Below are 19,606 nucleotides of genomic sequence, written 5' to 3' on the forward strand. Positions count from 1 at the left end.
CCCTACAAGGAGGGAGATCAGCCAATCGTATGCTCCGCACTTAATTCGCAGCCTTCAAGATGGGCGAAAGGTTTCAACGAGTCGATCTCCCCACCTGTGGGGGAGATGTCCGGCAGGACAGAGGGGGGTATCCCACCCACAGTTCCCAACGTCGGGGAGCGCCACCTCCCATGAAACCCTTCGCAACCCTCCTCGACCGCCTCGTCCTTACCCCATCCCGAAACGGCAAACTCAAGTTGCTGACGGACTACTTCCGCGACACGCCAGACCCCGACCGCGGTTACGGTCTTGCCGCCATTGCAGGCACGCTCGACCTCAAGAGCGTCAAGCCCGCCATGCTGCGCGAGCTGGTGCTGGAGCGCATGGACGATGTGCTGTTTCGTTATTCCTACGATTACGTGGGCGATCTGGCCGAAACCATCGCGCTGGTCTGGGACACCAGCCAGAATGCCGACGTACCGCAGGCGGATGATCCCGGCCTTGGTGAGATCGTTGACCTGATGAACTCGCTGGGCCGAACCGAGGTTCGCTCTGCCGTGCGCGATTTACTGGACAGGCTGGAAACATCCTCTCGGTTTGCTTTTCTCAAGCTCGTCACGGGTGGTTTACGTATCGGCGTATCCGCTCGTCTGGCCCGCCAGGCGCTGGCGGATTTCGGGGGCAGGGATATCACCGAGATCGAAACCTTGTGGCATGGCCTGACGCCCCCCTATGAACCTCTATTTGCCTGGCTGGAAGGCGAGGCAGAGCGCCCCGTTCTGGCCACACCTGCCATTTTCCACTCCGTTATGTTGTCCACGCCGGTTGGCGATAACGACCTGCAAAATCTCGATCCACAGGACTTCGTTGCCGAATGGAAGTGGGATGGCATCCGTGTTCAGCTGTCCCGTTCCGGCGAAACGAGGAAACTCTACTCCCGCTCCGGCGACGATATTTCGGGCACGTTCCCCGATGTGCTGGAACGCATCAATTTCGAAGGCGTGATGGATGGCGAGTTGCTGATCGGTGGCACGGCACGTTCCAACATCGCCACGCGCACATTTTCCGATCTCCAGCAGCGATTGAACCGCAAAACGGTCACGGGTCGCATGCTGGAGGAATATCCCGCCTTTATCCGCGCCTATGACCTTTTGTTCGAGGGCGAAGAAGACATCCGCGCACAGACCTTTCTTAAGCGTCGCCAGAAGCTCGAACACATCATCGAAAATGCCCCGCATGACCGATTCGACCTGTCGCCGCTGGTGCCCTTTTCCAGCTGGGATGAGCTGGAAACCCTGCGGAAAGCCCCGCCCGATCCCGTCATCGAGGGCGTCATGATCAAGCGCAAGGACAGCGTCTATCAGGCTGGTCGTGCCAAGGGACCTTGGTTCAAATGGAAGCGCGATCCCTTCAATATCGATGCCGTGATGATGTATGCGCAGCGCGGGCACGGCAAACGTTCCAGCTATTACTCGGATTTCACCTTCGGCGTCTGGGCAGACAATGATGGAGGCGAGCAACTGGTGCCTGTTGGCAAAGCCTATTTCGGCTTTACCGATGCGGAACTGGAAGTGCTCGACAAGTTCGTGCGCGACAACACGGTCGAGCGCTTCGGCCCCGTTCGTGCCGTTCGCGCTACCCCGGAATTCGGCTTCGTACTTGAAGTGGCCTTTGAAGGCATCAACCGCTCCAATCGCCACAAATCCGGTGTCGCCATGCGGTTTCCCCGCATTGCAAGGCTGAGGGCCGACAAATTACCGTCCGAAGCTGACAGGCTCGCCACACTTATGGCGATGATTGATGAGAAATCCGGATAGATTGTCGTCCATTTTCTCGAAACAGGGAGTGGACAACTGAATAGGTCGATGGTGAAATTGAAATGTGCGCAACGTTGTTCCGGGTCATCGCATATGCCAGATAAATGCTCTCTCTCTTCCGATGTCGTTTCCAGACCCATCACGCGCCGCACGCTTCTGGCGGGTGCAGCAGGATTTTCGGCCTCGGCATTTCTCGTTCCGCAGGCCCATGCCAGCCTGACGATGCCTGCTACAATGCCGCTGGAAGATATTGATTACGCGGCCGCACGCAGGCGGTTCCGTACGCACCTCTTGCGCAAGATTTCCGCGCCGGAGAAATCCTCGCCGCTCGGCACGCCCCAGAATGGTGTGCGCGTGACGTATCCCGGAGGGCCGAACGGCTCCATCGAGCTTGTCGCGTGGCTGTCGAATTATACGCCGTCCAAAACGCTGAAACCCGCAGTCCTTTTTCTTCATGGCGGCAACGCGACGGGTGACGGTCACTGGGCGTTGATGAAGCCCTATTGGGAGGCGGGCTTCGTCGTGCTGCTGCCGTCTTTCCGGGGTGAGAATGGCCAGAAAGGCAATTATTCCGGCTTTTACGATGAGACATCCGATGCGCTGGCGGCGGCGTCCTATCTCGAAAATCTTCCGGGGATCGATCAGGACCGCCTGTTCCTCGCGGGCCATTCCAACGGCGGCACCCTCACGCTGCTGGCCTCTATGACACGCAAGTTTCGCGCTGCCGTGCCAATGTCGGCGGGCGTCAATTCCTGGCGCTATTTTAATCGTTATTCTGACGAGCTTTGCTTCGATGATGGCAACCCGCAAGAGTTCATCATGCGCTCGTCGGTCTGTTTCGGACCCAGCCTGAAATGCCCGACCTTGCTGTTGCGTGGCACTGAGGAACGCCCCTTCGATGCCGACCATAAGCTTTTGATGGAGCGCGTCCGCTCGGCAGGAATGCAGATCGACCACAAGCTTTTGCCGGGCAATCACAATGGTGTTGTGCCGGGTGCGGTGGTGGAGAGCATTCGTTTCTTCAACCAGTTTGCCTGATAGCAACCCGAACTGACCATTCCTCCAGCTTCGCGCCAGCCGGGCACGTCATTGTTGCGCCAACGATGACTCCCTGTGAAGCGGTTCAATGACAGTTCTATCCCTTAAAAACTGCCGTCGCCTTGCGTCTTTTGCTGTGCTGGCGCTTCTTCCGCTTCTGGGCGGCTGCCTTTTCGTGACCGACACGAGCCGGATGAACCCGGATGTGTTCGTGCGCGAAACCGCGCCTGTGTTCAATTACAACAATGTCGGCTCCATTCCGCGCCCGCCGTTGCCGCCGACACCCGGTTCGATTAACAGCCGTCCGCCGGATCTTTTCCGTTCGCAATTCCAGCAGCTTTACGGTCCTCCGTCCACCGCACGGCCAACGGGTTCCGGTCTGTCTCCTGCCTATAGCGGTAACACGGTCGGTTATGGCCTGCCGGTTTCCAATCCGTTGCATCGCGCCATATATGGTCAGGTCAGCGATGAAGGTCACACGCTGCCTGCCATTCCCTATGCTCGCGTCGATCCACGCTTTCTGCGCCAGGAAGTCAGCTACCAGACAGCCGAAGCGCCCGGCACGATCGTGGTCGATACCAAGCAGCATTTCCTTTATCTCGTGCAGTCGGGCGGCACCGCCGTTCGTTACGGTGTCGGTCTTGGTCGAGATGGTTACGCCTGGGCCGGTCGCGGCAAGATACAATGGAAAACGAAATGGCCGCGCTGGACGCCGCCGGATGAGATGGTTCAGCGGCAACCGGAGCTGGCTTCGATTTCCGCTGCCAATGGCGGCATGATCCCCGGCCTCAACAATCCGCTCGGTGCCCGGGCGCTTTACATTTTCAAGGACGGCAAGGATACGCTTTATCGTGTCCACGGCACGCCGGACTGGCAGTCTGTCGGAAAGGCAACGTCATCCGGCTGCGTGCGCATGCTCAATCAGGATGTCATCGATCTCTATGATCGCGTGCCGCAGGGCGCGCCGATTGTGGTTATTTGATCACGCGCCCGAAGAATGGTCGACAAATAGGGCTATGTTGCAGACGCGCAACTGGCCTTTAGGTATGTATTAACCACTATACCAATACTTGATCTGTCGCGGAACAAACGACGTACAGCGAGATTGATGGATGGTTCTGCAAACCCGCGTAACATCCGCCCCAGTCGCTTCGATGTGAGAAAAACGGCCTTATGATGAGCACCGACACTGACTTTTCCAGACGTACCTTCCTTTCCCTTCTTGGCCTCTCCTCTGCATCGCTTCTGGCGGGCTGCGCCTCTTCCGGCGTCAGACCCTTCAACAGCGTTGAGCCGGGCAGCCTTGCCAGTAACTTTGCGGGCGATTTCCGCTCGATGTTCGCTGGCGGCATTTCCGATGCAGAGCTTGCCGTCATGTACGGTACCGTCGAGGATGGCGGCTATGTCATTCCCGCGATTCCCTACCAGAAGATCGATCGTCGCTATTATCGCCAGCGCGTTGTCGATCCGACCGGCGAGCCAGCAGGCACCATCGTCGTGGATACGCGCTCGCGTTTCCTTTACGTGGTCGAACCCGGTGGTTCCGCCATGCGCTACGGCGTCGGCATCGGCCGCGAAGGTTTCGCATGGTCGGGCGAGGGTGTCATCCAATGGCGTCAGAAGTGGCCAAAGTGGACACCACCAGACGAAATGGTGGCCCGCCAGCCAGAACTGGTCAAGTTCTCCTCTAGGAACGGTGGCATGCCACCAGGCCTGAAGAACCCGCTCGGCGCGCGCGCGCTCTACATCTTCCAGAACGGCAAGGACACGCTGTACCGTCTCCACGGTTCGCCGGAATGGAACTCCATCGGCAAGGCCGTCTCTTCCGGCTGCGTGCGACTGATGAACCAGGACATCATCGACCTCTACGAACGCGTGCCGAACAAGGCGCGGGTGGTTGTCTGGCAGTAAAACGGTTTTGTTATTTTGACGACATAGAGCCGCAGGCGATCAAACATCGTCTGCGGTTTTGTTTTCCATCATATTTCAAATGGATTTAAACCGGTCTTACTCGGTCACAGCGCGTCGTTCTTCCGGGATTGGATATTGTCTGCCATCATAGATCAGACGCAGTTTCTGCGGCTTATCCGTTATGCTTGTTTCGTCACAAGCCCTGTCTTTTCCAACAAAATTGGTTGTTGTGGTGTTGGTCTCCACCGCCGAGATATCCGCAAAACCATGGTTGGTGGTGGGCGCCATCGAAAGCGTGGTCTGCCTCGCCTTAAACTCAGTAGCGCAATTTGTATCCGATTCGCCCGTCGTTTCCGAAACGACCATCCCGTCAACGACCGGACGTATCGAACTGCCTTCAAGGACATAAAGCCATAGGCTCACTCCATTATAGGGGTTTGCCCTAGAGTTGTTGCTTGCCGATATGCGCAGACCAAAGGCAGCCTGCTCTTTTGTCAGTTTGTAGCGCGCAGTGTCGAATTCGAGTGACCTGATAGCGATGGCATCGTCATTCATTCTGTTGGCAAGAAGCAGGCGCTGTTTTACCGCGAGACTGCTGGTATCAACCACCAGAAGTTCCAGATCGCCTACAGTCCCGTCTTCGTTTGCGGACTTGATCAACGGCACGGCGACCAGCGTGAGGTGCGGATTTGCTGGCCAGACGCGGCATGTCATCATGTGCGGTGCGTCGATACCGGTTTCACTGTTGTTGATCGAGATTGTCGATGCGCCAACCTGGAATGTTTCGTCGTCACTCTTTGTGGCATCAGGGTAGGTGTTGTGGACTATAACTTCAGCACGGTCACCGCAACTCGTGTTCTCTCCAGCCTCCGCCCTGTCGAGTGCAAGGAAGCTCATGATTGCGAATAATATTGTCCTCGTAAATTGCGCAAACATTTGGTCAATTCCATGAGGCTTGATTGGCCGTGCGCGTGACATTATCGCGGTTACGCCATGTTTCAAACCTAGTCTTTCACCAAATTCTCCTTCAGGGCATTCAACCGATCTCGCAACTGCCCAAGCTCCTCTAAACTGCACCCCGTCGCTTCACCAATCGAGCGCATGACGTTGGCGGCTTTTTTCTTCATGTCGGCACCTTCTGGCGTCAGCGCGATCAGCACCTGACGCTCATCCACAGTGCCGCGTTTGCGGGTAATCATGCCCGCTTGTTCCAAACGCTTGAGAAGCGGGGAGAGCGTGCCGGAATCGAGGCCGAGCATTTCACCCAACACTTTCACCGTTGCCGTTTCCTTTTCCCATAGCGCCATCAAAACGAGGTATTGGGGATAGGTCAGACCTAGAGGGTCGAGCAGCGGCTTATAGGCGCGGTTGAAGGCGTGCGCTGCGCCGTAAAGCGCAAAACATATTTGCAGGTCGAGCCTCAAAAGGCCTTCCATCGTTCCGTCATCCATTGTGTGGGCTCCAAATATGCGGCTGGAGAGGGAACAATCTATCCCGTCACTCGGTTCCTGCCACATGCAAAAGGCAACGCAATCTTCAAAATTGTTATGTCAGACATTGAAAAATATCTCAATGTGCAAAATTATATTGCGCACAATTCAATTGTGGGCTATATGAAACTCAACATCAACCGAAGGAAGTGAATGACATGGCTATTCTCTACACCACCCAGGCAAGTGCAACCGGCGGCCGTGCAGGCAACGCCAAGTCCGTAGACGGCGTTCTGGACGTCACCCTGACCGTTCCAAAGGAACTCGGCGGCGATGGCGCAACCGGCACCAACCCTGAGCAGCTTTTCGCAGCTGGTTACTCTGCCTGCTTCCTCGGCGCGTTGAAGAACGTCGCTGGCAAGGAGAAGGTAAAGATCCCCGAAGACACGACTGTGACAGCAAGCGTTGGTGTTGGCCCGCGTGATGACGGCACCGGTTTCGGCATCGACGTATCGCTAAAGGTCAACATTCCCGGCCTCGACAAGGCAACAGCAGAGGATCTGGTCAAGAAGGCGCATATCGTTTGCCCTTACTCCCACGCACTGCGCACCTCCACCGAGGTTCCGGTTTCCGTCGCTTAAGCTGATCCCCGGCGCTTTCGACACAACAAGGGCTGGCATATTGCCAGCCCTTGTTGCTTTCAGAAATAAAACGACTATATTCTTTCCATGGAAAGGATATGCACATGAATATCCAGATCAAACCCGTTGCCGATCCCGCTGAATACGGGAGGGTCGTCACCAAGGCGGTTGTCTCAGCCGCAGAGCGTCTCGGCCTGAATGCGGCGCGCATCGCCGATATTCTCGGTGTTTCGGCGCCGACCGTTTCGCGTATGAAGAGGCTTGATTTCATTCTGGAGCCCGGCAGCAAAGCCTTCGAGCTTTCCGTGTTGTTGATCCGCGTCTTTCGCTCGCTCGATGCTATCGTCGGCGGGGATGAAACGGTGGCCCGCACATGGCTGCGCAATCACAATGATGCGCTGGCGGCCATACCCGCAGAAAAACTCACAACGATCACCGGATTGCTCGATGTCCTCACCTATCTGGACGCAAGACGCGCTCCAATCTGAAAAGCGCGACATATCAGGCCCTTGGTGGCGGCTTGTGGAAGCGCAACATCAGGTTTCCACCATGAAGCTCGTCGATACCGTAGCCGAGCAATCCCTGCTGGAAGATATTCTGGAAGGCAGCAAGCGACGTTTCCCGCCGGAATGCGCTGGCCTCGATTATCTACTGGCGACACCGTTCCGCTATGACTCGGCTTATCCACACGGCTCGCGCTTTCGCCGGGCAGGGTGGAGCAAGGGGGTCTATTATGCTGCCGCGAGCGTAGAAACGGCACTGGCCGAAATGGCCTTCTATCGCCTGTTGTTCTACGCGGAATCCCCCACCACACCGCTGCCCGCCAACGCGGCTGAGTACACCGCCTTTTCGGCCGAGATCGCCACATCCTTCGCGATCGATCTAACGAAGCCAAGCCTGTCTAAGGATCAAGCCGTTTGGACGCATCCAACCGACTACGAACCGTGTCAGGCCCTTGCAGACGTGGCGCGGGCGGCGGATATCGAGGCCATCCTTTACCAATCCGTGCGCGATCCCGATAGCGGACTGAATATCGCACTTCTCACTCCACTGGCCTTTGCCCGGAAACAACCGGTGGAGCGTGTCAGCTGGCGCATTCGGCTGGCGAAAACCGGAATACAGGCGCTGTGCGACTTCCCCATGCGGCGCATTGGGTTTGCGGTGGAGGATTTTGCGGGAGACCCGCGCATTGCGAAACTGTTGAGCGTTTAACCCAGGCTGACCAAATCCTGCCGCAGCCGGTCTGCGTCGCCGCTGTCGATCTGCGCCTCTACCTCGCCATGCGTTTGAATCCAGATGGGAACGGCGGATGCCAGTACCGCCATGCCTTCGTCGGTCAGTTTCAGTCGCTTGCCGCGCTTGTCTTTCGGGTCAGGTTCGATGGAGAGCAGACCGCGCTTTTGCAGCGGCTTCAACGCCGCCGTCAGCGTCGTGCGGTCCATGGCCAACAGGTTCGCCACTGGCCCCATGGGCGGTGGCTCTGGCCGATTGAGCGACATCAACAGGGAAAATTGCCCGTTCGTCAGGCCCACCGGCTTCAAGGCCATGTCGAAACGGCGTGCCAAAGCGCGTGCGGCCCGCTGTGCGTGCAGGCAAAGGCACGTATCGCGGACCAGAAGTGTGGTTGAAAAAGGAATCGCCGTTGGATTTGACATGGCTAATATATGTTGATATCAACGTAAATAGTCAAGAAAATTCGTTTTCGGTGCCTGGGCCATTTTACACGCCAATCAAACCGAGGCCGCGTACCGAGCGTTTTTTGCAGATGATAGATCGAGGAGGATCAGATCATGCCGCATGCTGTCGTTTCCAGAGAGGAGTGGCTGGAGGCCCGCAAGGAGCTTCTGGCAAAGGAAAAGGAATTGACCCGCGCCCGTGACAGGCTGAACGAAGCGCGCCGCGCGCTGCCTTGGGAGCCGGTGACGAAGGAGTATAGTTTCGAAACCCCGTCCGGGGCGAAATCGCTCAGCGAGTTGTTCGGGGATTGCAGCCAGCTCATCGTCTATCACTTCATGCTGGCGCCGGATTGGGAAGAGGGCTGCGTCGGCTGCTCGTTTCTCGCCGATCACGTCGATGGCGCAATCGCGCATCTGAAGGCAGGCGATGCCGCCTTCGTGGCTGCTTCCCGCGCGCCGCTGGACAAGATCGAGGCTTACAAGGCCCGCATGGGCTGGAAATTCCCCTGGGTTTCCGCTGGCGACAGTGATTTCAATTACGATTATCAGGCCTCGTTCCGTGATGAAGACGTCGCGTCCGGCACCATCCACTACAATTACACAGAGATGCCTGCCATGGGCGATCTGAAGGATCTGCATGGCACCAGTGTTTTTGCGAAAGGTGAGGATGGCAGGATTTACCACACCTACTCCACCTATGCCCGTGGTGCCGAACAAACACTGACGACACTGATGCTGCTCGATCTGGTGCCGAAGGGTCGCAACGAGGAGGGCACCATGAACTGGGTGCGCCGCCACGACCAGTACGAGGATGCGCCCAAGACCGCGAGTTGCTGCCACTAAAGTTTCGAGGGAGGAGACACCAATGGAAAGTGCAAAACCACAAAAGGAACACGCGTTTCTTGAGCGCCTCGTTGGCGAATGGGTGATGATCTCTAGCACGTCCGATGAGGGATACGACCCTGATGATGCCGAGCAGCGTTTTACTGAAACCATCCGCTCCGTTGGCGGTCTCTGGGTCGTCAGCGATGGCAAGGGCAAGATGCCGGATGGTTCGCCGATGGAAGCGATTATCACGCTGGGTTTCGACGCGGCCAAGGGCCATTACGTCGGTTCGTGGATCGGCTCCATGATGACGACACTCTGGGTCTACAAAGGTTGGCTGGAGCCGGACGGCAAGACGCTGGTGCTGGAGGCGCAGGGTCCGAAGTTCGACGGCAGCGGCGAGAGCGCCACCTATCATGATGTTCTTACATTGCACGACGATAATAACCGCACTTTCTCCGGCAGCGTGCTGCAGCCGGATGGAAGCTTCAAACAGTTCATGTCGTCGGAATTCCGCCGCAAGCAATAACGGGAGCGAACCAATGTCCACTTCGCATGGAAAATTCATCTGGGTCGAATTGATGACGCCGGACAAGGATGCCGCGGGCCGTTTTTACGGCCATGTCGTCGGCTGGGATATCAAGGACTTCGGTTCACCGGAGATGGACTATAAAATATTCGAGGCCAACGGAGATGGCGTCGGTGGCATGATGGAGCTGACCGAAGAGCACAAAGGCGAGGGCATTCACCCCAACTGGACACGCTATGTCGCGGTCGATGATGTGGATATTACGGCAAAGCGGTTTGAGGAAAAAGGCGGCACAATCATGCGCCCGCCAAGCGATATTCCGGAAGTCGGCCGCTTCGCCGTGGTGACGGACCCATCAGGAGCTGTCCTATGCATCATGAAGCCTTTGCCGATGGACATTAGCGGCTTTCCGGAAGACGCCGACGCACTCAACGGCCATGTCGGCTGGAATGAGCTTTTCACCGATGATGTCGATAGCGCCATGGCCTTCTATGGCGATGTCTTCGGCTGGACCAAGGATCATGATTTCGACATGGGCGACATGGGGCCATACCGGATGTTTGCGCATAACGGCAAAACCATCGGCGGCATCATGAAACGCTCGCCACAAGTCCCGGTCTGCCATTGGGGTTATTATTTCAATGTCGATGGCCTGGAGGACGCCATCACCCGTGTCAGCGTCGGCGGCGGCAAGGTCGTCAACGGCCCTATGGAAGTTCCCGGCAACACATGGATCGTCAATTGCCAGGACCCGCAGGGTGCGTATTTTTCGCTGGTGTCGCAGCGGAAGTAGCGGGCCTGCCAAATACTGGCCTGCCGGATCGGCAGGTCAGTTTCCCCTCGACAATCGTACATGATCGATGAATGCCCGCAACTTGGGCGCCAGATTGCGGCGGCTGGGGTAATAGAGATAGAAGCCTGCAAAGTGGTGGCAGTACTCCTCCAGCATCGGAACGAGTTGACCCCGTTCTATGTAGGGACGGAATGTTTCTTCCATTCCAAAAGTAATGCCCGCACCGGCGCAGGCCAGTTTGATCATCAATTGCATATCGTTGGTGGTGAATTCCGGTTGAACGGCGACGGCGAATTCACGGCCATCTTCCATGAATTCCCACCTGTACGGCGCAACGCCGGGGCGGGGACGCCAGCCGATGCAGCTGTGGCCAATCAATTCCGCTGGGTGCGAGGGCAGGCCGCGCCGATCCATGTAGGCCGTGGAACACACCGGAAGTTGTCGCTGCTCGACGGAGACCGGCACCGCGATCATGTCCTGCGCAATCAACTCGCCCAACCGCACGCCCGCATCATATTGCTCGGCGACGATATCGAATTCCTCATCGGTCACGACAATATCCAGCTGAACTTCCGGATAGCCCTCGGCAAAACCGGCAAGCAACGGGCCGGAGAGGAAGCGTTCAGCGATGGAGGAGACCGCCAACCGCAATTGCCCGCGCACGGTGCCTGACAGCGACGATGCCGCGAGGGCTGCTTGAGCCAGGTTGGCAATGGATGGGGACACATCCGCGTAAAGCTGCTGCCCCGCTTCGGTCAGGCTGACACTGCGGGTGGTGCGCTGAACCAGCGCGATGCCCATGGTCTCCTCAAGCTTGCGGATGGTCTGGCTGACGGCTGATCGCGTAACGCCCAGACGGTCGGCTGCGGCTCGAAAATTGCGCTCGTCTGCCACCATGCAGAATATGGAGAGTGCGTTGAGGTCGATGTTCATTGGTTAGATTTTCTACCCATTGAGGTAATGATTGAGGCGCTTATCACGACAATGTCAAAGCTTTATCTCTGTTGCAACGGCGCTGCCCGACAAAACATGGCAGGTCGCAACATCCAAGGAGATCAAGTCATGGCATTGAACAAAGTCGTTCTCATCACGGGTGCATCGAGCGGTATTGGCGAAGGCATTGCGCGTGAACTCGCAACAGCGGGCGCAAAACTCGTTATCGGTGCTCGCCGCATGGATCGTCTGGAAGCGCTGGCCGAAGAGCTGCGTCAGACCGGCGCAGAGGTCATCGCCCATCCGTTGAACGTGACGGACAGGGACAGCGTTGCAGCCTTCGCGGAAGCGGGGCGTAAGGCTTTCGGCCCCATCGATGTCATCGTCAACAATGCCGGCATCATGCCGTTGTCGCTGATGTCATCGCTGAAAGTCGATGAGTGGGACCGCATGATCGACGTCAACATCAAGGGTGTGCTGTACGGCATCGCCGCCGTGTTGCCGGAGATGACCAGCCGCAAATCCGGCCAGATCATCAACATTGCCTCTATCGGGGCGCTGGCGGTATCGCCCACAGCGGCGGTCTATTGCGCTACAAAGTTTGCGGTGCGTGCCATTTCAGATGGTTTGCGCCAGGAAAACAAGGACATTCGCGTGACCTGCATCCATCCCGGCGTGGTGGAAAGCGAATTGGCCGGAACGATTACAGACCCCGCCGCTGCCGAGTTGATGAAGGGCTACCGAGCCATCGCGCTAAAACCCGATGCCATTGGCCGCGCCGTGCGCTACGCCATCGAGCAGCCGGATAATGTTGATGTCAACGAAATCGTCGTTCGTCCGACCTCTGCCTGAAGGAAGCAACCCATGAACATGGTCTCGACATCGGTTGCCATCGCACTGGCAACCGCCGCCCTTGATGGCATTTCACCCACGACCAATTCCACCCGGGAGGTACAGATGACGAACTCAACATCCCAAAACCAAAGTCACCCCTATCTCGGCATGTGGGTGACGGGAGACGGTCAAATCCGCCAGGAGCTGTTGCCGAATGGACGATATGACGAAGCGCGTGGCAACCGAAAAAGCGCCTATCAGGGGCGCTATGAGGTCAAGGGCGATCATATCGACTATTGGGACGATACGGGTTTTACCGCCGATGGGGAGTTTGTGGACGATGTGCTATATCACGGCGAAATGATTTTTTATCGGGAGAGGTGAAGGCCACCCTATCGTCATCCCGTATCAAGGACGGGATGACGGAAGTGGAGGACACCCTACCGCCGCAAACTTCCCAGAATACCCCGCACCAGCGCCCGCCCGACTGAACTCGCAACAGTCCGGGCTGCACTCTTCATCGCCGCCTCGATCACCGTTTCGCGCTGATAGCCCCCAGCCTTGCGTTTTGTCCCGGTGGTGGAAGCCTGTGTCGGCTCTTCATCGCCAAAGCCCGGCAGTTTCCAGCGGCTCGCGGCGCTGTCGGCTGGCTGATTGTCCTGTTCTTCGGCGGCACGTTTGGCCGCTTCCGCATCCGCTGCTTTCTGCGCACGAGCGGCCAGCAGTTCGAAGGCCGATTCGCGGTCCAGATCCACGTCGTAAATACCCGCAACCGGGCTTGAAGCCATGATGCTTTTGCGTTCATCGTCGCTGACAGGGCCGACCCGGCCGGATGGTGGGCGCACCAGCGTACGCTCCACGATGGATGGCGCACCCTTGTCGCCAAGTGTCGAAACCAGCGCTTCGCCGGTGCCAAGCGTGGTAATGGCATCTGCCGTGCTGAAAGCGGGGTTCTGGCGGAATGTATCGGCAGCGGTTTTGACGGCCTTCTGTTCACGCGGCGTGTAGGCGCGCAGCGCGTGTTGCACCCGGTTGCCCAGCTGGGCCAGCACGGTTTCCGGCACGTCCAATGGGTTTTGCGTCACGAAATAAACGCCGACACCCTTGGAGCGAATGAGGCGGACAACCTGTTCCACGCGCTCCGTCAGCACCCTCGGCGCATCGTTGAACAGAAGGTGGGCTTCATCGAAGAAGAAGACGAGCTTTGGTTTGGTCGGATCACCCACTTCCGGCAGTTCTTCGAACAGTTCCGACAACATCCACAGCAGGAAGGTGCCATACAGGCGCGGGTTCATCATCAGCTTGTCGGCAGCCAGAACCGAAATCGTGCCGCGTCCGTCAGATGTGGTGCGCATGATATCGGAAATCTTAAGCGCCGGTTCGCCAAAGAAATGTTCGGCGCCCTGCTGTTCCAGCACCAGCAAACCGCGCTGTAGCGAGCCGACCGAGGACTTGGAAATCAGGCCGTATTGGTTGGAAAGTTCCGACGCATGTTCGCCCATATAGTTGAGCAGCGCCTGTAAATCCTTCAGGTCCAGAAGCGGCAAACCGCCCTGATCGGCTATCTTGAAGGCGATGTTCAGCACGCCTTCCTGCGCTTCCGACGCATCCATCAGACGCGCCAGCAGCAAAGGCCCCATCTCCGCAATGGTGGCGCGAACGCGGTGGCCTTTTTCGCCGTAGAGATCCCAGAAAATCACCGGAAACTGCTCGAAGGCAAGGTCTGTGAAGCCGATCTGCTCGGCGCGCTTCGTGACCCAGTCTTTCGCTTCGCCCTTGGCTGCAATGCCGGACAAGTCGCCCTTCACATCGGCGCAGAAAACCGGCACGCCCGCCTTGGCAAAACCTTCTGCCAGCACCTGAAGCGAGACAGTCTTGCCGGTGCCGGTCGCCCCGGTGATGAGCCCGTGGCGGTTGCCGAATTTGAGATCGAGATATTCGCCCTTGTTCAGGCTGTCGTCGGCGTTGCGGCTCGTGCCGATATAGAGCTTTCCGTCCTGCAGCATCTGGCGATTTCCTCCGGTATAGCGGGCAGTGGCTGCCCTTTATCCAATCTTTGCAATATACTTATAGGAACTGTTGGAAGGCTCAACAACTGTTTGATAAGGCTGCCAAAGCGCTGGCTGTAAACTTTAGTTGCGTCGCAATTTCCCACCTTGTGTCCAAACTTCAGTTGTTTTACGTTGACGTTAACGTCATTTATTTGTTCGGAGGAAAAACTATGAGCGATATCGTCACCCAGGTAGCCGAAAAGGTTGGTATTGAACACGACAAGGCCGAAAAAGCTTTAGGCATGATGCTGGGTTTCCTTCAGCGCGAGGCGGATGATGCGCCTGTTGCGAAGATGATCGAATCCATCCCCGGCGGCCCTGATCTCGTTGCGCGCTTCAACGGCGAAGGCCAGGGCGGCGGCGGTCTGCTCGGTGGCCTTATGAGCGCCATCGGTGGTGGTGGTATCATGGGTCTTGGTCAGCAGCTGATGAGCCAGGGCCTCGGCATGAGCGAAATTTCCGCGCTGGCCAAGGAAACCATCGCGATCGCTCGCCAGCACGCAGGCGACGAGACCGTAGATCAGGTCATCGCATCCGTTCCGGGCCTTAGCCAGTTCGCCTGATATGTTAGTTTAGACTGCCGGGCGTGGAGGGTGTTCGTTGAACAGTTTCCGCGCCTTTTCTATATCCGCATGGTGGGTTTCGGCCCATATCCAGACGCCACAGAAAGCGCTGCCGAGACTTTTTCCAAGTGCTGTGAGACTGTAGTCCACATGCGGCGGAATGACCGGGTGGATGACGCGTTTCACCAGCCCGTCGCATTCCATCTGCCGCAACGTTTTCGTCAGCATTTTTTGGCTGATGCCGCTGACATGGTGGCCGATTTGCGTGAAGCGCAAGGTGCCGTTCTCTTCCAGAACCTCCAGAATCAGCATCGTCCACTTGTCCGCCACCTTGGCGATGATATCGCGTACCAGCGCCTCGATCACGGGATCGGTTTCTTCCGGCGGCGGCAATTTGCGCTTTTCTTCAATGATCTCATCGGCCAGATGCCTTTTCATGCCGACACTCTCCTTCGGGTAAGTATAAATCTTTTGGGTGCCTACTACCCTCTGGAGAGCAATCTACCTAGATTTTATTCAGACAACAAGGAAAGGCATTCCCATGAACGTCACAGGCAACACGATCCTCATCACCGGCGGCGGCACTGGCATTGGCAGGGCGCTGGCGGAAGCGTTCCACGCGCTCGGCAACAAGGTCATCATCTCAGGTCGCCGCGAGGCGGTCTTGAAAGAGGTCGCGACCGCAAATCCAGGCATGGCATGGGCCACGATGGATGCGGCGGATGCCGAGGGCATCAGCGCCTTTGCCGGTAAGCTCATCGCCGACCACCCTGATATCAACGTGGTCATCAACAATGCCGGCATCATGAAGAATGAGGATATCAAGGCTGCGCCTGACTATCTGGTAACCGCCGAAGAAACCATCACCACCAATCTGCTGGCTCCCATCCGGCTGACGGCAGCACTGCTGCCGCATTTTCTCAAGAAGCCGAAAGCGGCGGTGCTGACCGTCTCATCCGGTCTCGCTTTCGTGCCCATGGTGGCGACACCAACCTACAGTGCCACAAAATTCGCCATCCATGGTTATTCGATGGCTATCCGCGAGCAACTCAAAGGCACGTCGGTCGATGTTATCGAAATTGCGCCACCTTACGTCCAGACGACGTTGCAAGGTGACCATCAGGCCACCGACGAGCGCGCCATGCCGCTCGACGCCTATATTTCGGAAGTCATGGACATTCTGACCAACCAGCCAGACGCGACCGAAGTGGTGGTGGAGCGCTGCAAGCCGCTGCGTTTCGCAGAGAAAAACGGCAATTTCGATCAGGTGTTTGCGATGGTGAATGGGTCACATTCTTGAGGAAGTGGGAGTGGCCGCATAGGCCACTTCCTTTATGGGTGTAATCTTTGCTTTACCTCAGACCTACTTATCCCATTCCGGTGCGAGATGACCCGGATTGACGATCCGACCATCTGCCTTGGCCAGCGCGAAAATCGCCTGCATCTCTTCGCTCGACAATTCAAAGTCAAAAATGTCGTAGTTTTCCTTCAGTCGGCTTTCCGTCGCTGTCTTGGAAAGCGCGATGACATCCGGCTGCTGCACGGCCCAGCGCAGGGCGACTTGAGCTGCGGTCTTGCCGTGTTTTGCGCCGATGTCCTTCAGCACCGCATCGCCTGGCACCTTGCCGTCCGCCATCAGGTAATAGGCGGTGACAGAAATGCCGTTCTTGCGGGCTGCTTCGATGACTTTCGTCTGGTCGAGGTAAGGGTGGTATTCGATCTGGTTGTTGGCAACAGGCGCGTCGGAAAGCTTCACGGCCTCGTCCATCAACGCGACGTTGAAGTTGGAAATGCCGATGTTGCGGACCTTTCCGGCCTTATGGACCTCGTTCAACGCGCCGATACGCTCTGCCAGCGGGACATCGCTTTTTGGCCAGTGCAGCAGCAGAAGGTCGACATAATCGGTCTTCAGCTTCTTAAGGCTCTCATCTACGGATTTGATGAAATCTGCGTGTTTGTATTGATCGACCCAAACCTTCGTTGTCAGGAAAATATCGCCGCGCGCAATGCCTGAATTTGCGATGACATCGCCCACCGACGCCTCGTTCTTGTAGATCTGTGCCGTGTCGACATGGCGAAAGCCGAGCTTCAAAGCTTGGGGGAGGATGCGGTGGACATCGTCATCTGGCATACGGAACGTTCCGAAGCCGAGAGCCGGAATATTTGCGCCATTGGCGTTCACTGTGTGCATGGTTTTTCTCCGTTGTGGGAGTTGGCCCCGCATGGTGGCGGGGCAGGAATGTCACAGGGATAAGTGTGTTGGCTGCGGTTTTGTTCAAGCCGCCTACGCAACATTAGCCAAATGACAGACCGTCGCGCTGCTTTCAATCTTGGAGTCCAAGCTGGCACGACAAGGCCAAACGCAAGATGCGGGCATCAGGCCCGCATCCGCATTTTTAGCGATCGTTTCTTTGTCTGGCGTGTTAGCTCGTCAGGCGTGGCGACGTAATGACCCGCTTGAACAGAGCGGACATGGCGTCCGTTATGCCTTCCGTAGGGCTCACTTCGAAGAACAGGCCGGGCGATGCGCATTCCTGCATTTTGGTGCTGATCTGCGACTGGAAAGGGCTGATCCAGGTCTTGTACCAGTCATTGGTTGGCAGTGGCAGATAGGTGGTGTAAAGCACCGCAATCCTGTAGCCCTTGTCTTTCAAAGCCACGCAAAGTTTCGTGTCGATTGGCTCCTGACAGCGGCCACCCGTCAGCTTCTTGGTGCAGCCGGAGGGCTTGTAGCTGTCGCCGACGCCATCAGATACGAAGAATATGACCTTGTCCGGGCTGGCAGAACTGGTGCCGTTACCGGGGGTGCCGATCTTGTCGCTGATTTGCGTCATCGCCCGGTCGAAGTCGGTCATCTGGTCGTTATTGTAGCTCTGGTACGGAATGGACATGAGGTCGATGGCGCTCGCCTTCTTTTTGGCGGTGGCGAGATCGGCGCTCAACGGGGAGACTTCCAGAAGTTTGGTGTCCTCTGCCTTTTCACCAAAGGTGTAAACGGCCATTCTATACTGGTTGACGTTCTTTCTGGTGGCGACGGCGGTGTCCATAAGGCTCGCGGTTGCTGTCGCGACCACGTTGATGCGCGTTGTCACGCCCAGTTGTTTCGCTTTGAAATAGTAGCTGTTCTGGTCGGCCACGCCATCCTTGACGATGTGACAGGCAAACGCACATTTGTCGCTGGTGTTGGCAACAAGCTTGGCAACGTCGTTGGGTGTCGCGCCAACGCCCATCGAAGGCGTATTGTCGAGCAGCAGGTAGAAATCGCTGTACATTTCCGTTTCGTACTTCGCCGTGGCTTTGCCGGACACGGTAACGAACTCTTTGCCGAGTATGCGTGTCAGCGATGTGTTGACCGTTGCCTTAAAGGTGACAGCGGCCTGAACCACGTTTCCGACCTTTTCAACCGACAGCTTGACGGAGTCGACATCGAAATCGTCACGGCCCACGGCATCTTTGTTGAAGAAGTCCATCGCTTCACCATTGGGAAGTTCGATGGAGCCATCGGCCGACATTTTTCGGGCCGCTTCGACATAGGCGGACATCTTCGCCACAGAAGACAGCACGGCTGCATCCGCCGCTTGCTGCAGATCGGCCTTCACGGCCATAGCCTGGCTGATATCGAGCGCTACACCGGCTGTGCCGAAAATAGGTACAACCATAAGCGCTGTAAGAATACCGAAGTTACCTGCCTTATCGTGCCAGAAATTTCGCACGTTCCACCCTCTCGCGTTAATATGCCGCGAAGCATAGACAAGCAGGATTGAGAACTCGTTTCCCGAGATAACTAACGTCTGATGAATATATTATATCAATCTACTGATATCATAGGTAATCGAGCAAAACCCAAGCAACGCCGTCCACGAGGAAAAGCCTTTGTCCCGCTCTCAACGCCTGCTCGACCTTTTACAGATTTTGCGTACCCACCGCAGACCTGTCAGCGGCGCGGAGCTGGCACGCGCCACGGCGGTCAGTCTGCGCACGCTTTACCGGGATATCGCTACGTTGCAATCGCAGGGCGCCAATATAGAGGGTGAGGCGGGCGTTGGATATGTCTTGCGGCCCGGTTATCTGCTGCCACCACTGATGTTTACCGAAGCCGAAATCGAGGCGCTGGTGCTGGGGTCTCGCTGGGTCGCGGGCAGGGCGGACGGCCCAATGGCGGATGCGGCACGGGCAGCGCTTGCAAAGATATCCGCCGTGGTTCCCGATGAACTGGGTGAAGAGCTGGAAAATTCCACATTGCTGATTGGGCCCGGCAAAGTGCTGGACATGAACAATGTCGATCTTGGCTCGGTGCGCACCGCCATCCGCAGCCAGTCGAAAGCGCAGATCGATTACGGCGATGAAGCCGGGCGCAGTTCTAAGCGTACGATCTGGCCCTTCGCGCTGGCATTTTTCGATCAGGTGCGGGTCATTGTGGCATGGTGCGAGCTGCGGCAGGATTTTCGCAGCTTTCGTGCAGACCGCGTCATGGCTTTTCATGCCCTCGCCACGAGATATCCGCGCAATCGGCAATCGCTTCTCAAGGAATGGCGCGCGCTGCAGAAAAAGACTGCTGACAAAAACTGACAGCAGCGGGGTCTAGG

The 19,606-nt window shown here is 57.1% G+C and carries 23 protein-coding genes; 15 read left to right on the forward strand and 8 right to left on the reverse strand.

Annotation, left to right across the window (positions count from 1 at the left end):
* Positions 1 to 170: 170 nt before the first annotated feature.
* The 4 genes from ATO67_RS16545 (at position 171) to ATO67_RS16560 (ending at position 4,745) form a co-directional block, all read left to right on the forward strand.
* Positions 171 to 1,796: a cisplatin damage response ATP-dependent DNA ligase gene (locus ATO67_RS16545; RefSeq protein WP_067651719.1), complete on the forward strand. Its 1,626-nt coding sequence runs from the start codon at positions 171 to 173 to the stop codon at positions 1,794 to 1,796.
* A gap of 93 nt (positions 1,797 to 1,889) precedes the next feature.
* The gene (locus ATO67_RS16550) at positions 1,890 to 2,834 is read left to right on the forward strand and encodes an alpha/beta hydrolase family protein (RefSeq protein WP_067651722.1); all 945 of its coding nucleotides are present in this window, start codon (positions 1,890 to 1,892) and stop codon (positions 2,832 to 2,834) included.
* 88 nt (positions 2,835 to 2,922) lie between these two features.
* A complete protein-coding gene (locus ATO67_RS16555) occupies positions 2,923 to 3,816 on the forward strand; it encodes a L,D-transpeptidase (RefSeq protein ID WP_067651725.1) in 894 nt (297 codons plus the stop codon).
* 191 nt (positions 3,817 to 4,007) lie between these two features.
* Positions 4,008 to 4,745: a L,D-transpeptidase gene (locus ATO67_RS16560; protein ID WP_082760303.1), complete on the forward strand. Its 738-nt coding sequence runs from the start codon at positions 4,008 to 4,010 to the stop codon at positions 4,743 to 4,745.
* Between the two features lie 96 nt (positions 4,746 to 4,841).
* Here ATO67_RS16560 and ATO67_RS16565 read toward each other — a convergent pair whose 3' ends face one another.
* Positions 4,842 to 5,681, reverse strand: coding sequence for a PA3715 family protein (locus ATO67_RS16565; protein WP_157940901.1), 840 nt, complete (start codon positions 5,679 to 5,681; stop codon positions 4,842 to 4,844).
* Between the two features lie 68 nt (positions 5,682 to 5,749).
* Positions 5,750 to 6,196, reverse strand: a complete 447-nt coding sequence (locus ATO67_RS16570; RefSeq protein WP_067651732.1) for a MarR family winged helix-turn-helix transcriptional regulator — start codon at positions 6,194 to 6,196, stop codon at positions 5,750 to 5,752.
* Between the two features lie 197 nt (positions 6,197 to 6,393).
* On the opposite strand from ATO67_RS16570, the gene ATO67_RS16580 reads away from it, so the two are divergent.
* The 3 genes from ATO67_RS16580 to ATO67_RS16590 all read left to right on the forward strand — a co-directional run bounded on the left by ATO67_RS16580 (position 6,394) and on the right by ATO67_RS16590 (position 8,028).
* A complete protein-coding gene (locus ATO67_RS16580; RefSeq protein WP_067651738.1) occupies positions 6,394 to 6,816 on the forward strand; it encodes an organic hydroperoxide resistance protein in 423 nt (140 codons plus the stop codon).
* A 104-nt stretch (positions 6,817 to 6,920) separates the two neighbouring features.
* The gene (locus ATO67_RS16585; protein ID WP_067652007.1) at positions 6,921 to 7,304 is read left to right on the forward strand and encodes an MbcA/ParS/Xre antitoxin family protein; all 384 of its coding nucleotides are present in this window, start codon (positions 6,921 to 6,923) and stop codon (positions 7,302 to 7,304) included.
* Positions 7,264 to 8,028, forward strand: a complete 765-nt coding sequence (locus ATO67_RS16590; RefSeq protein ID WP_067651740.1) for an RES family NAD+ phosphorylase — start codon at positions 7,264 to 7,266, stop codon at positions 8,026 to 8,028. Before ATO67_RS16585 ends, ATO67_RS16590 begins: the two co-directional genes overlap by 41 nt.
* On the opposite strand, the gene ATO67_RS16595 is transcribed toward ATO67_RS16590, so the two are convergent.
* The gene (locus tag ATO67_RS16595) at positions 8,025 to 8,471 is read right to left on the reverse strand and encodes a MarR family winged helix-turn-helix transcriptional regulator (protein ID WP_067651743.1); all 447 of its coding nucleotides are present in this window, start codon (positions 8,469 to 8,471) and stop codon (positions 8,025 to 8,027) included. The two genes, ATO67_RS16590 and ATO67_RS16595, sit on opposite strands and share 4 nt — an antisense overlap.
* 135 nt (positions 8,472 to 8,606) lie before the next feature.
* Here ATO67_RS16595 and ATO67_RS16600 point away from each other — a divergent pair, with 135 nt between their 5' ends.
* Genes ATO67_RS16600 through ATO67_RS16610 form a run of 3 tightly spaced genes read left to right on the forward strand, consistent with a single transcriptional unit; the run spans position 8,607 to position 10,639 of the window.
* Positions 8,607 to 9,335: a DUF899 domain-containing protein gene (locus tag ATO67_RS16600; protein ID WP_067651747.1), complete on the forward strand. Its 729-nt coding sequence runs from the start codon at positions 8,607 to 8,609 to the stop codon at positions 9,333 to 9,335.
* 22 nt (positions 9,336 to 9,357) lie between these two features.
* A complete protein-coding gene (locus ATO67_RS16605; protein ID WP_067651750.1) occupies positions 9,358 to 9,846 on the forward strand; it encodes a DUF1579 domain-containing protein in 489 nt (162 codons plus the stop codon).
* 13 nt (positions 9,847 to 9,859) lie between these two features.
* Positions 9,860 to 10,639, forward strand: a complete 780-nt coding sequence (locus ATO67_RS16610; RefSeq protein ID WP_067651753.1) for a VOC family protein — start codon at positions 9,860 to 9,862, stop codon at positions 10,637 to 10,639.
* A 36-nt stretch (positions 10,640 to 10,675) separates the two neighbouring features.
* Here the strand turns inward: ATO67_RS16610 and ATO67_RS16615 are convergent, their stop codons facing one another.
* Positions 10,676 to 11,572: a LysR family transcriptional regulator gene (locus ATO67_RS16615; RefSeq protein WP_067651754.1), complete on the reverse strand. Its 897-nt coding sequence runs from the start codon at positions 11,570 to 11,572 to the stop codon at positions 10,676 to 10,678.
* A 129-nt stretch (positions 11,573 to 11,701) separates the two neighbouring features.
* Here ATO67_RS16615 and ATO67_RS16620 point away from each other — a divergent pair, with 129 nt between their 5' ends.
* Both ATO67_RS16620 and ATO67_RS16625 read left to right on the forward strand, forming a co-directional pair.
* Positions 11,702 to 12,424, forward strand: a complete 723-nt coding sequence (locus tag ATO67_RS16620; RefSeq protein ID WP_067652010.1) for an SDR family oxidoreductase — start codon at positions 11,702 to 11,704, stop codon at positions 12,422 to 12,424.
* 12 nt (positions 12,425 to 12,436) lie between these two features.
* Positions 12,437 to 12,790 (forward strand): Atu4866 domain-containing protein, encoded by a 354-nt coding sequence (locus ATO67_RS16625; protein WP_067651757.1) that lies wholly within the window; start codon positions 12,437 to 12,439, stop codon positions 12,788 to 12,790.
* A gap of 56 nt (positions 12,791 to 12,846) precedes the next feature.
* Here ATO67_RS16625 and ATO67_RS16630 read toward each other — a convergent pair whose 3' ends face one another.
* Complete coding sequence (locus tag ATO67_RS16630; RefSeq protein WP_067651760.1) at positions 12,847 to 14,412, reverse strand: helicase HerA-like C-terminal domain-containing protein; 1,566 nt, start codon at positions 14,410 to 14,412, stop codon at positions 12,847 to 12,849.
* A gap of 215 nt (positions 14,413 to 14,627) precedes the next feature.
* Here ATO67_RS16630 and ATO67_RS16635 point away from each other — a divergent pair, with 215 nt between their 5' ends.
* Complete coding sequence (locus ATO67_RS16635; RefSeq protein ID WP_067651762.1) at positions 14,628 to 15,020, forward strand: DUF937 domain-containing protein; 393 nt, start codon at positions 14,628 to 14,630, stop codon at positions 15,018 to 15,020.
* 9 nt (positions 15,021 to 15,029) lie between these two features.
* Here ATO67_RS16635 and ATO67_RS16640 read toward each other — a convergent pair whose 3' ends face one another.
* Entirely contained in the window at positions 15,030 to 15,458 is a 429-nt protein-coding gene (locus ATO67_RS16640; protein ID WP_067651765.1) for a winged helix-turn-helix transcriptional regulator, read from the reverse strand.
* Between the two features lie 103 nt (positions 15,459 to 15,561).
* Between ATO67_RS16640 and ATO67_RS16645 the strand changes: the two genes are divergently transcribed.
* The gene (locus ATO67_RS16645) at positions 15,562 to 16,320 is read left to right on the forward strand and encodes an SDR family oxidoreductase (protein ID WP_067651767.1); all 759 of its coding nucleotides are present in this window, start codon (positions 15,562 to 15,564) and stop codon (positions 16,318 to 16,320) included.
* A 63-nt stretch (positions 16,321 to 16,383) separates the two neighbouring features.
* Here ATO67_RS16645 and ATO67_RS16650 read toward each other — a convergent pair whose 3' ends face one another.
* On the reverse strand, positions 16,384 to 17,211 hold the full coding sequence (locus ATO67_RS16650) for an aldo/keto reductase (protein WP_067651770.1): 828 nt from the start codon (positions 17,209 to 17,211) through the stop codon (positions 16,384 to 16,386).
* A 232-nt stretch (positions 17,212 to 17,443) separates the two neighbouring features.
* On the reverse strand, positions 17,444 to 18,733 hold the full coding sequence (locus ATO67_RS16655) for a pilus assembly protein TadG-related protein (protein ID WP_067651773.1): 1,290 nt from the start codon (positions 18,731 to 18,733) through the stop codon (positions 17,444 to 17,446).
* A gap of 160 nt (positions 18,734 to 18,893) precedes the next feature.
* Between ATO67_RS16655 and ATO67_RS16660 the strand changes: the two genes are divergently transcribed.
* Complete coding sequence (locus ATO67_RS16660) at positions 18,894 to 19,589, forward strand: helix-turn-helix transcriptional regulator (protein ID WP_067651778.1); 696 nt, start codon at positions 18,894 to 18,896, stop codon at positions 19,587 to 19,589.
* The last annotated feature ends 17 nt before the right edge of the window (positions 19,590 to 19,606 follow it).

This window comes from Agrobacterium bohemicum (assembly GCF_001562555.1).
GTDB lineage: Bacteria > Pseudomonadota > Alphaproteobacteria > Rhizobiales > Rhizobiaceae > Agrobacterium > Agrobacterium bohemicum.

Bases quoted from the DNA above. Each gene is read 5' to 3' on its own strand.
- ATO67_RS16605 (WP_067651750.1), top strand. From the start codon at position 9,358: ATGGAAAGTGCAAAACCACAAAAGGAACACGCGTTTCTTGAGCGCCTC.
- ATO67_RS16640 (WP_067651765.1), bottom strand. From the start codon at position 15,458: ATGAAAAGGCATCTGGCCGATGAGATCATTGAAGAAAAGCGCAAATTG.
- ATO67_RS16615 (WP_067651754.1), bottom strand. From the start codon at position 11,572: ATGAACATCGACCTCAACGCACTCTCCATATTCTGCATGGTGGCAGAC.
- ATO67_RS16545 (WP_067651719.1), top strand. From the start codon at position 171: ATGAAACCCTTCGCAACCCTCCTCGACCGCCTCGTCCTTACCCCATCC.
- ATO67_RS16595 (WP_067651743.1), bottom strand. From the start codon at position 8,471: ATGTCAAATCCAACGGCGATTCCTTTTTCAACCACACTTCTGGTCCGC.
- ATO67_RS16585 (WP_067652007.1), top strand. From the start codon at position 6,921: ATGAATATCCAGATCAAACCCGTTGCCGATCCCGCTGAATACGGGAGG.
- ATO67_RS16600 (WP_067651747.1), top strand. From the start codon at position 8,607: ATGCCGCATGCTGTCGTTTCCAGAGAGGAGTGGCTGGAGGCCCGCAAG.
- ATO67_RS16570 (WP_067651732.1), bottom strand. From the start codon at position 6,196: ATGGATGACGGAACGATGGAAGGCCTTTTGAGGCTCGACCTGCAAATA.
- ATO67_RS16635 (WP_067651762.1), top strand. From the start codon at position 14,628: ATGAGCGATATCGTCACCCAGGTAGCCGAAAAGGTTGGTATTGAACAC.
- ATO67_RS16650 (WP_067651770.1), bottom strand. From the start codon at position 17,211: ATGCACACAGTGAACGCCAATGGCGCAAATATTCCGGCTCTCGGCTTC.
- ATO67_RS16560 (WP_082760303.1), top strand. From the start codon at position 4,008: ATGATGAGCACCGACACTGACTTTTCCAGACGTACCTTCCTTTCCCTT.
- ATO67_RS16555 (WP_067651725.1), top strand. From the start codon at position 2,923: ATGACAGTTCTATCCCTTAAAAACTGCCGTCGCCTTGCGTCTTTTGCT.
- ATO67_RS16550 (WP_067651722.1), top strand. From the start codon at position 1,890: ATGCCAGATAAATGCTCTCTCTCTTCCGATGTCGTTTCCAGACCCATC.
- ATO67_RS16645 (WP_067651767.1), top strand. From the start codon at position 15,562: ATGAACGTCACAGGCAACACGATCCTCATCACCGGCGGCGGCACTGGC.
- ATO67_RS16625 (WP_067651757.1), top strand. From the start codon at position 12,437: ATGAACATGGTCTCGACATCGGTTGCCATCGCACTGGCAACCGCCGCC.
- ATO67_RS16580 (WP_067651738.1), top strand. From the start codon at position 6,394: ATGGCTATTCTCTACACCACCCAGGCAAGTGCAACCGGCGGCCGTGCA.
- ATO67_RS16630 (WP_067651760.1), bottom strand. From the start codon at position 14,412: ATGCTGCAGGACGGAAAGCTCTATATCGGCACGAGCCGCAACGCCGAC.
- ATO67_RS16610 (WP_067651753.1), top strand. From the start codon at position 9,860: ATGTCCACTTCGCATGGAAAATTCATCTGGGTCGAATTGATGACGCCG.
- ATO67_RS16590 (WP_067651740.1), top strand. From the start codon at position 7,264: ATGTCCTCACCTATCTGGACGCAAGACGCGCTCCAATCTGAAAAGCGC.
- ATO67_RS16620 (WP_067652010.1), top strand. From the start codon at position 11,702: ATGGCATTGAACAAAGTCGTTCTCATCACGGGTGCATCGAGCGGTATT.
- ATO67_RS16565 (WP_157940901.1), bottom strand. From the start codon at position 5,681: ATGTTTGCGCAATTTACGAGGACAATATTATTCGCAATCATGAGCTTC.